Below are 7,049 nucleotides of genomic sequence, written 5' to 3' on the forward strand. Positions count from 1 at the left end.
GCGTGCCATCTGCCCGCGGTGTGGGCCGCACGCCTCTCGATGGTCTGAAAAAGATGCTGGATAATAAAGCATGACCCGCTTGACGGCTAGCGCCGTCGGAGACCCTTGCAATGCCCGACCAAGATGTACGCTTGCAACACCTGAAACTTTGGCTCGATGAACAGCTGCCGATCCTTTTCACTCAACAGGGCTGGGGGGCCGTACCCCCGGCCACGTTGACCGCCGCCAGCAGTGACGCGAGTTTCCGGCGGTATTTCCGCTGGGAAGGCGAGGGCCGCACTATGATCGTGATGGATGCGCCGCCGCCCCAGGAAAACTGCAAACCCTTCGTGGATATTGCTTTTTTGCTGGCGAAATCCGGCATCAACGTGCCGAAAATTTATGCCGAAGACCTTGAGCGCGGCTTTCTTTTGCTCAACGACCTGGGCAACCAGACCTATCTGGACGTGATCGACGGTGAAAATGCCGACGATTTATTCGCAGATGCCCTGCAAGCCTTGTTGGCTTTCCAGCAACTGCCAATGGTCGCGCCGCTGCCGAGCTACGATGTCGCGTTGCTGCGTCGAGAGCTGGAACTGTTTCCCGAGTGGTACGTCAAGCGCGAGTTGGGCATCGAACTCGATTCGGCCCAGCAGCAACTCTGGCAGCAAGCCACCGAGCTGCTGATCGACAGCGCCCTGGCCCAGCCCAAAGTGCTGGTGCACCGCGACTACATGCCGCGCAACCTGATGCTCAGCGTGCCGAACCCCGGCGTGCTGGACTTTCAGGATGCGGTCTATGGCCCGGTGACCTATGACGTGACCTGCCTGTTCAAGGATGCCTTCCTCAGTTGGCCCGAGGCGCGGGTGCGCGGTTGGCTGGAGCGTTACTGGCAGCAGGCCGGCGCCCTGGGTATTCCCGTCCAGCCGGATCTCGAGGATTTCCTGCGGGCCAGCGATTTGATGGGCGTGCAGCGTCATCTCAAGGTCATCGGGATCTTCGCGCGCATTTGCCACCGTGACGGCAAGCCACGTTACCTCGGCGATGTGCCGCGTTTCTTTGCCTATATAGAAGCGGTCATCGCCCGTCGTCCTGAGCTGGCACCGCTCGATGAGCTGTTTGGCAGCCTGCGGCAATCGGCCGGAGAAACGGCATGAAAGCGATGATCCTGGCCGCAGGCAAGGGCGAGCGCATGCGTCCCTTGACCTTGACCACGCCAAAGCCGTTGATTCGTGTGGGTGGCGTGCCCTTGATCGAATACCACTTGCGGGCGCTCGCCAAGGCCGGGTTCACCGAGGTCGTGATCAATCACGCCTGGCTCGGCCAGCAGATCGAAGATCACTTGGGGGATGGTTCACGGTTTGGCGTGAACATCCGTTTTTCCCCCGAAGGCGAGCCGCTGGAAACCGGCGGTGGAATCTTCCGGGCCTTGCCGCTGCTGGGCGATGACGCGTTTGTGGTGGTGAACGGCGATGTCTGGACCGATTACGATTTCAGCGTATTGCGCGGGCCGCTGGAAGGGCTGGCGCACCTGGTGCTGGTCGATAATCCCGAGCATCACCCGGGCGGCGATTTCACCCTGGTCGACGGAAAGGTTCACGATGGGCAAACACCTGCCGACAACCTGACCTATAGCGGCATCGCCGTCCTGCATCCGCAATTGTTCAATGGTTGCTCGGACGGTGCCTTCAAGCTCGCACCGCTGTTGCGCACGGCCATGGCCGAGGGGCGCGTCAGTGGCGAGCACCTGAAAGGGCATTGGGTCGATGTCGGTACCCATGAACGTTTGGCGCAGGTCGAAACCTTGATAGAAGCGAGCGGTTGATATGTGGTGGCCAGGGACTCTGATTGGAGCCGGGGCGGGCTTTGCCATAGCCAGCATCCCGGGGGCCATGCTCGGCGCGTTGTTAGGGCAGGCGCTGGACCGGCGCCTGAACCTGCAGGGTTGGGCGCAAATACGTGAGCGTCTGGGCGGACGCCCGGCGTTACGCAACGATGAATTATTGTTTGTGTTGCTCGGACGCCTGGCCAAATGCGACGGGCGTGTGGTCGATGGCCATATCCAGCAGGCTCGCCAGGAGATGCGGGCGCTGGACTTGAGCGAGTCGGCGCAACGCCGGGCCATCGCGGCGTTCAACCGGGGCAAGTCCGGCAACGATCGCTTGCGCGGCTATATGCGTCGCCTGGCCGCTCAGCCCCATGCGGCTGAAGGGGTGTTGCGCGCCTGTTGGCGGATGGTCTGGGCCGACGGACGCGCCGGTGTCGACGAGCGAGAACTGGTGACCCAATGGGGCCGCTGGTTGGGCTGGACGCCGCAACAGGTCCAGGCGTTGGCGGCTGACTACGAACCGCAGAAACTGTCGCGGCCCAACGCCGGCGTGACCTATCAGGAGGCCTTGCGCCTGCTGGGGGTTTCGGCCACCAGCGAACCGTCGCAGATCAAGCGCGCCTATCGGCGCCTGCTCAGTCGGCATCACCCGGACAAGATTGCCGGCAGCGGTGCGACGCCCTTGCAGGTGCGTGAAGCCACCGATAGAACCCGGGAATTGCATAACGCCTATCGGTTGATTCGGGAGCGACGGGATTTTCGCTAGCCGCGCAGGGAACAATTGTGGCGAGGGGATAAATCCCCTCGCCACAACAGTGCTTCACTTGAGGTGTGAGCCGGCCCTTACTCCGCCTTCTGCGGATCCAACCAACCCCGCACCCGCCGAAACAGCTGTTCCTGCTCCGCCGACCGGTTCGGCAGGGCCTTGAGGGACACTTGGCTGAATGTGGAACCTTTCAAGCGTTTGCTCCCCTGCAAGCGCTCCAGCGCCGCGTTGCGATCCAGCGCCTTATCCATGTAGAAAATATCGGCGGTCGCCAGTTTCAAGGTCGGGGTCAGTTCGGCCAGGCCAGGCTTAGCGGTGACTGGCGTCTGGGCGGCCACCATCACGAAGCGTTCGACTTGCGAGGGCTGTTTTTCACTCAAGTAACGCGCGGCCCAATAGGCGCCGGTGCCATGGCCCAGCAGCACGATGCGGCGTGCGCTTTGCTGTTCGGCGTAGGCCAGCGCCGCGTCGATGCGGGCGAAGATGCGCTCGGCGTCAGCGCTGGCGTGTTCTTCATCGGTGCCTGCGACGACTGGGTCCACTGCATCGGCTTCGCCGCCGGCGACTTGTTCGATCGGTGCCGAAGTGGTCGCGTCCGGTGCCGCCGCAACGGCGTCGGCCGGTTTGGTCTCGGGCGGCGCTTCCACCACACGCGGTGCAATGACGTCGCTTTGCAGGTCCGGCAGGGTGATACTCAGGCTGCTCCACTGCGCGTCGGGCAGTTTTTTACGCAGTGGGCCGACGACTTGAGGCCAGTCAGCGGTTTCGCCGGCACCGGGGATTATGATGACCGCACCCCTGGGGTCACTGGTATTGGCCGGTTTCCACAGCGCCAGGAAGGTGTCGCTGCCGGTCTGCAACTGTTGCTGTTCCTGGGGCGGAACCTTTCGATCAAGTGCCGCCGCTTCCTCCTGGCTACGCTCGAGCAAGGGCTGGCGCTCGACGGGTTTCTCCTCGGCAGGTTGCTCGGCGACGGGGGCCGTTTCGCTGGCCTGGACAGAAAAGGCACTTGGCAGGATCAGCGACAGGCACAATGCTGGCAATGCCAGGCGATAAACAAAGGGCATCGGATATTCCATGACCAGAAGTATTTCCGGCAGCCTAATGGGTTGGTCAGTATTTGTCAGTGCATGAGACTTCGATGATGCGTTTTTGCTGCCTGTGGGTTATCGGCTGTTTATGGCTTCCCTTGATGGCGTGGGCCGCGCCCGCGCCGTCGGCGCCAGGGGTGCAATTGAATGCAGGGCAGCGCCAGTGGCTGATGCAACATCCACAATGGCGGGTCGGCCTGGTCTTGCAGGCGCCTTATGCGCAATACGACCGGCGCTTGCAGCGGTTGTCCGGCACCAACGTCGAGTTGATGCAATGGCTGGGCAAGGCATTGAACGTCGAGCTGACCTGGCGCAATTTCCAGGACGTGGCGCAACTGGAAGCCGCGGTGCGCGCGGGTGAGGTGGACATCGCTCCCGGCCTGACCCAGTCCCCGGGCGGGCTCAAGCTCTGGCAGTTCTCCAACCCCTACATGCGTGTGCCGCAATTGATCGTCGGTGCGCAAAAGGGCGCCGAGGGGGTGGAGTTGGAAAAACTCGACGCCCAGGCCCGCGTCGCCGTGCGCATGCCCAGCGCCACGGCTGATTACCTGCGCAGCAACTACCCGACGCTGAATCTGCAAGGCGTGCCGCTGGAGCGCGAGGCCCTGCAATTGCTGCTGACCCAGCAGGCCCGATACGCGGTGGTCGACGAGGCGCAACTTGGACGACTGATGGTCGAACCCGAATTCGCCGAGCTGGCGGTGGTGGGCGACATTGGCCTGCCGCAGCTGCTGCGGGTCGCCACACGCCGGGATTGGCCGGAACTGGGCGAGATCATCGACAGCGGTTTGCAGGCAATCCCGGCCAAGGAGCTGGAGCAACTGCACAGCCGTTGGCGCAAGCCCAAATACCCGCGCCTGACCGAAACCCCGGGTTTCTGGCAGAACCTGACCCTGTTGATCCTGGCCTTGCTGCTCAGCAGTGTCGCCATCGTGTTCTGGCAGCGCCGCCAGCAACGCGGCCTGGAGCGCCGATTGCGTTCCGCGCGGGAAGACATCGCCCAGCGTACGGCCAGCGAGGAGGCCTTGCGCCTGACGCAGTTCTCCATCGACCAAAGCACGGTGGGCATCCTCTGGGTCAATTGGGACAGCCACGTGCGTTATGCCAACCGAGCGGCCGAAACCATGCTCGGCTACGCCTCGGGCGCCATTATTGACCGGCCCCTGATTGACTTCGAACCGGGCTTGCACATGGATCGCTGGCTGAACCTGTGGAAGCGCGCCCGGGCCAGTGAAGACGGACCGCAGAGTTTCGAGACCGAATGCGTGCGAGCCGATGGCAGCATCCTGCCGGCCGACGTTTCCCTGAGCTTCCTGCGTTTTCGCGACGCCGAATATTTGGTGGTCTACCTCAACGACGTGACCGAACGCCGACGTGCGCTGGCGGCGTTGCGCGAAAGCGAGGCGCGGTTGCAAGGCATCGCCGCCAATGTGCCGGGCCTGGTCTTTCGCCTGGAGCGGGCGCCGGTGACCGGCCAGATCGACTTCGCCTACATCAGCGAAGGCAGCGAAAGCCTGGTGGGCTATTCCCCTGCAACCCTGGCCCGCAGCGACACTGGGCTGCGCAGCCTGGTGCACCCGCAGGACAAGGCCGACTACCACCGTACCCAGGACCAGGCGCTGGATACCGACAGTGACTGGTCCTGGCAGGGCCGTATCCTGACCCGCGAAGGCCAGGAGCGTTGGGCCGAGATCAAGGCGATCACCCGTCGCCTCGAAGATGGCGCCTACGTCTGGGACGGTATCGTCTGGGACATCACGAACAGCAAGCGCATCGAGCTGGAGCTGGCCAGCTCCCGGGAGCAATTGCGCGAATTGTCGGCACACTTGGAGAGTGTGCGGGAAGAGGAAAAGGCCCGTATTGCCCGGGAAGTTCACGATGAGCTGGGCCAGATGCTGACGGTGTTGAAGCTTGAAACATCCATGTGTGAGTTGGCCTATGCGCAACTCGACCCGGGTCTGCAGGAGCGGCTTAACAGCATGAAGCGCCTGATCGCCCAGTTGTTCCAACTGGTGCGGGACGTGGCGACGGCGTTGCGCCCGCCCATCCTGGACGCCGGCATTGCCTCGGCCATCGAATGGCAGGCCCGGCGCTTCGAGGCGCGTACGCAGATTCCTTGCCTGGTGCAGGTGCCGGACAACCTGCCAACCCTGAGTGACGCCAAGGCCATCGGCCTGTTTCGGATTCTTCAGGAGGCGCTGACCAACGTGATGCGCCATGCCCAGGCGCATACCGTGGAGTTGACGCTGGTCCAGCAAGGTGCTGATTTATGTCTGACGGTCAGCGACGACGGTGTAGGATTTATTGCCGATACGAGCCGGCCCACATCCTTTGGTTTGGTTGGCATGCGCGAACGGGTGCTGATCATGGGTGGGCAATTGACCTTGGACAGCGAGCCGGGGGAGGGCACGACCCTGTCGGTGCGGGTGCCGTTGCAGGAGGCCTGATGGTCTTGGGTTGCCTGGGCTGGCGCCTTCGCGAGCAAGCCCGCTCCCACCTTGTATCGGGGTGGATTCAAGATGTGTGTTTACCGCCGATCCATTGTGGGAGCGGGCTTGCTCGCGAAAGCGGTGTATCGGCTTGCAAGGATGTCGAGCGTAAAGTAGCCATTGCGAACCCGTTCGCGATGAGATCCTGAATCTGGAGAGCAATGTGATCCGTGTACTGGTAGCCGAAGACCACACCATCGTCCGCGAAGGCATCAAGCAGTTGATCGGCCTGGCCAAGGATCTGGTGGTGGTAGGGGAGGCGAGCAATGGCGAACAATTGCTCGAGACCCTGCGTCACGTGCCCTGCGAAGTAGTGCTGCTGGACATTTCCATGCCGGGGGTCAACGGCCTGGAGGCGATCCCACGGATCCGGGCGCTGAACAATCCGCCGGCCATCCTGGTGCTGTCGATGCATGACGAGGCGCAAATGGCTGCTCGCGCGCTGAAAGTCGGCGCCGCCGGCTACGCGACCAAGGACAGCGACCCGGCCCTGCTACTCATGGCGATTCGCAAGGTAGCGGCCGGTGGACGCTACATCGACCCGGATCTGGCCGACCGCATGGTCTTCGAAGTCGGCCTCACCGATACGCGGCCGCTGCACTCGCTGTTGTCCGAACGTGAATTCTCGGTCTTCGAACGCCTGGCCCAGGGGGCCAACGTCAACGACATCGCCCAGCAACTGGCCCTGAGCAGCAAGACCATCAGCACCCACAAGGCGCGGCTGATGCAAAAGCTCAACATCACCTCGCTGGCCGAGCTGGTGAAATATGCGATGGAGCACAAGCTGCTCTAAACTCCGCAATTTCCCCTGTGGGAGCGGGGGGTGGGGCGCGGCCGCGGGGGGGCCGTAACACGCGAGGGGGGAGGGAAACCGACTCAGCCCGGGCGCGCGCGGG

6 protein-coding genes are annotated in these 7,049 nt (G+C 63.0%); 5 read left to right on the plus strand and 1 reads right to left on the minus strand.

What is annotated here, in order from left to right:
- Positions 1–110 precede the first annotated feature (110 nt).
- Genes HGO40_RS05040 through HGO40_RS05050 form a run of 3 tightly spaced genes read left to right on the plus strand, consistent with a single transcriptional unit; the run spans position 111 to position 2,573 of the window.
- Positions 111–1,136, plus strand: coding sequence for an aminoglycoside phosphotransferase family protein (locus HGO40_RS05040; protein ID WP_250962142.1), 1,026 nt, complete (start codon positions 111–113; stop codon positions 1,134–1,136).
- Entirely contained in the window at positions 1,133–1,804 is a 672-nt protein-coding gene (murU, locus tag HGO40_RS05045; RefSeq protein WP_250962143.1) for an N-acetylmuramate alpha-1-phosphate uridylyltransferase MurU, read from the plus strand. Before HGO40_RS05040 ends, murU begins: the two co-directional genes overlap by 4 nt.
- A 1-nt stretch (position 1,805) precedes the next feature.
- Positions 1,806–2,573, plus strand: coding sequence for a TerB family tellurite resistance protein (locus HGO40_RS05050; protein ID WP_250962144.1), 768 nt, complete (start codon positions 1,806–1,808; stop codon positions 2,571–2,573).
- Positions 2,574–2,650: 77 nt separating this feature from the next.
- On the opposite strand, the gene HGO40_RS05055 is transcribed toward HGO40_RS05050, so the two are convergent.
- Positions 2,651–3,640 (minus strand): alpha/beta hydrolase family protein, encoded by a 990-nt coding sequence (locus HGO40_RS05055; protein ID WP_250962145.1) that lies wholly within the window; start codon positions 3,638–3,640, stop codon positions 2,651–2,653.
- A 74-nt stretch (positions 3,641–3,714) separates the two neighbouring features.
- Between HGO40_RS05055 and HGO40_RS05060 the strand changes: the two genes are divergently transcribed.
- Positions 3,715–6,111 (plus strand): PAS domain-containing sensor histidine kinase, encoded by a 2,397-nt coding sequence (locus tag HGO40_RS05060; RefSeq protein WP_250962146.1) that lies wholly within the window; start codon positions 3,715–3,717, stop codon positions 6,109–6,111.
- A 205-nt stretch (positions 6,112–6,316) separates the two neighbouring features.
- Positions 6,317–6,946: a response regulator gene (locus HGO40_RS05065; RefSeq protein ID WP_003206156.1), complete on the plus strand. Its 630-nt coding sequence runs from the start codon at positions 6,317–6,319 to the stop codon at positions 6,944–6,946.
- Positions 6,947–7,049: the final 103 nt, after the last annotated feature.

The organism is Pseudomonas sp. CG7, from assembly GCF_023701885.1.
Classification (GTDB): Bacteria; Pseudomonadota; Gammaproteobacteria; order Pseudomonadales; family Pseudomonadaceae; genus Aquipseudomonas; species Aquipseudomonas zanjanensis.

Excerpts from the sequence above, each read along its gene's own strand:
- HGO40_RS05040 (WP_250962142.1), top strand. The coding sequence starts at position 111 with ATGCCCGACCAAGATGTACGCTTGCAACACCTGAAACTTTGGCTCGAT.
- murU (WP_250962143.1), top strand. The coding sequence starts at position 1,133 with ATGAAAGCGATGATCCTGGCCGCAGGCAAGGGCGAGCGCATGCGTCCC.
- HGO40_RS05050 (WP_250962144.1), top strand. The coding sequence starts at position 1,806 with ATGTGGTGGCCAGGGACTCTGATTGGAGCCGGGGCGGGCTTTGCCATA.
- HGO40_RS05055 (WP_250962145.1), bottom strand. The coding sequence starts at position 3,640 with ATGCCCTTTGTTTATCGCCTGGCATTGCCAGCATTGTGCCTGTCGCTG.
- HGO40_RS05060 (WP_250962146.1), top strand. The coding sequence starts at position 3,715 with ATGATGCGTTTTTGCTGCCTGTGGGTTATCGGCTGTTTATGGCTTCCC.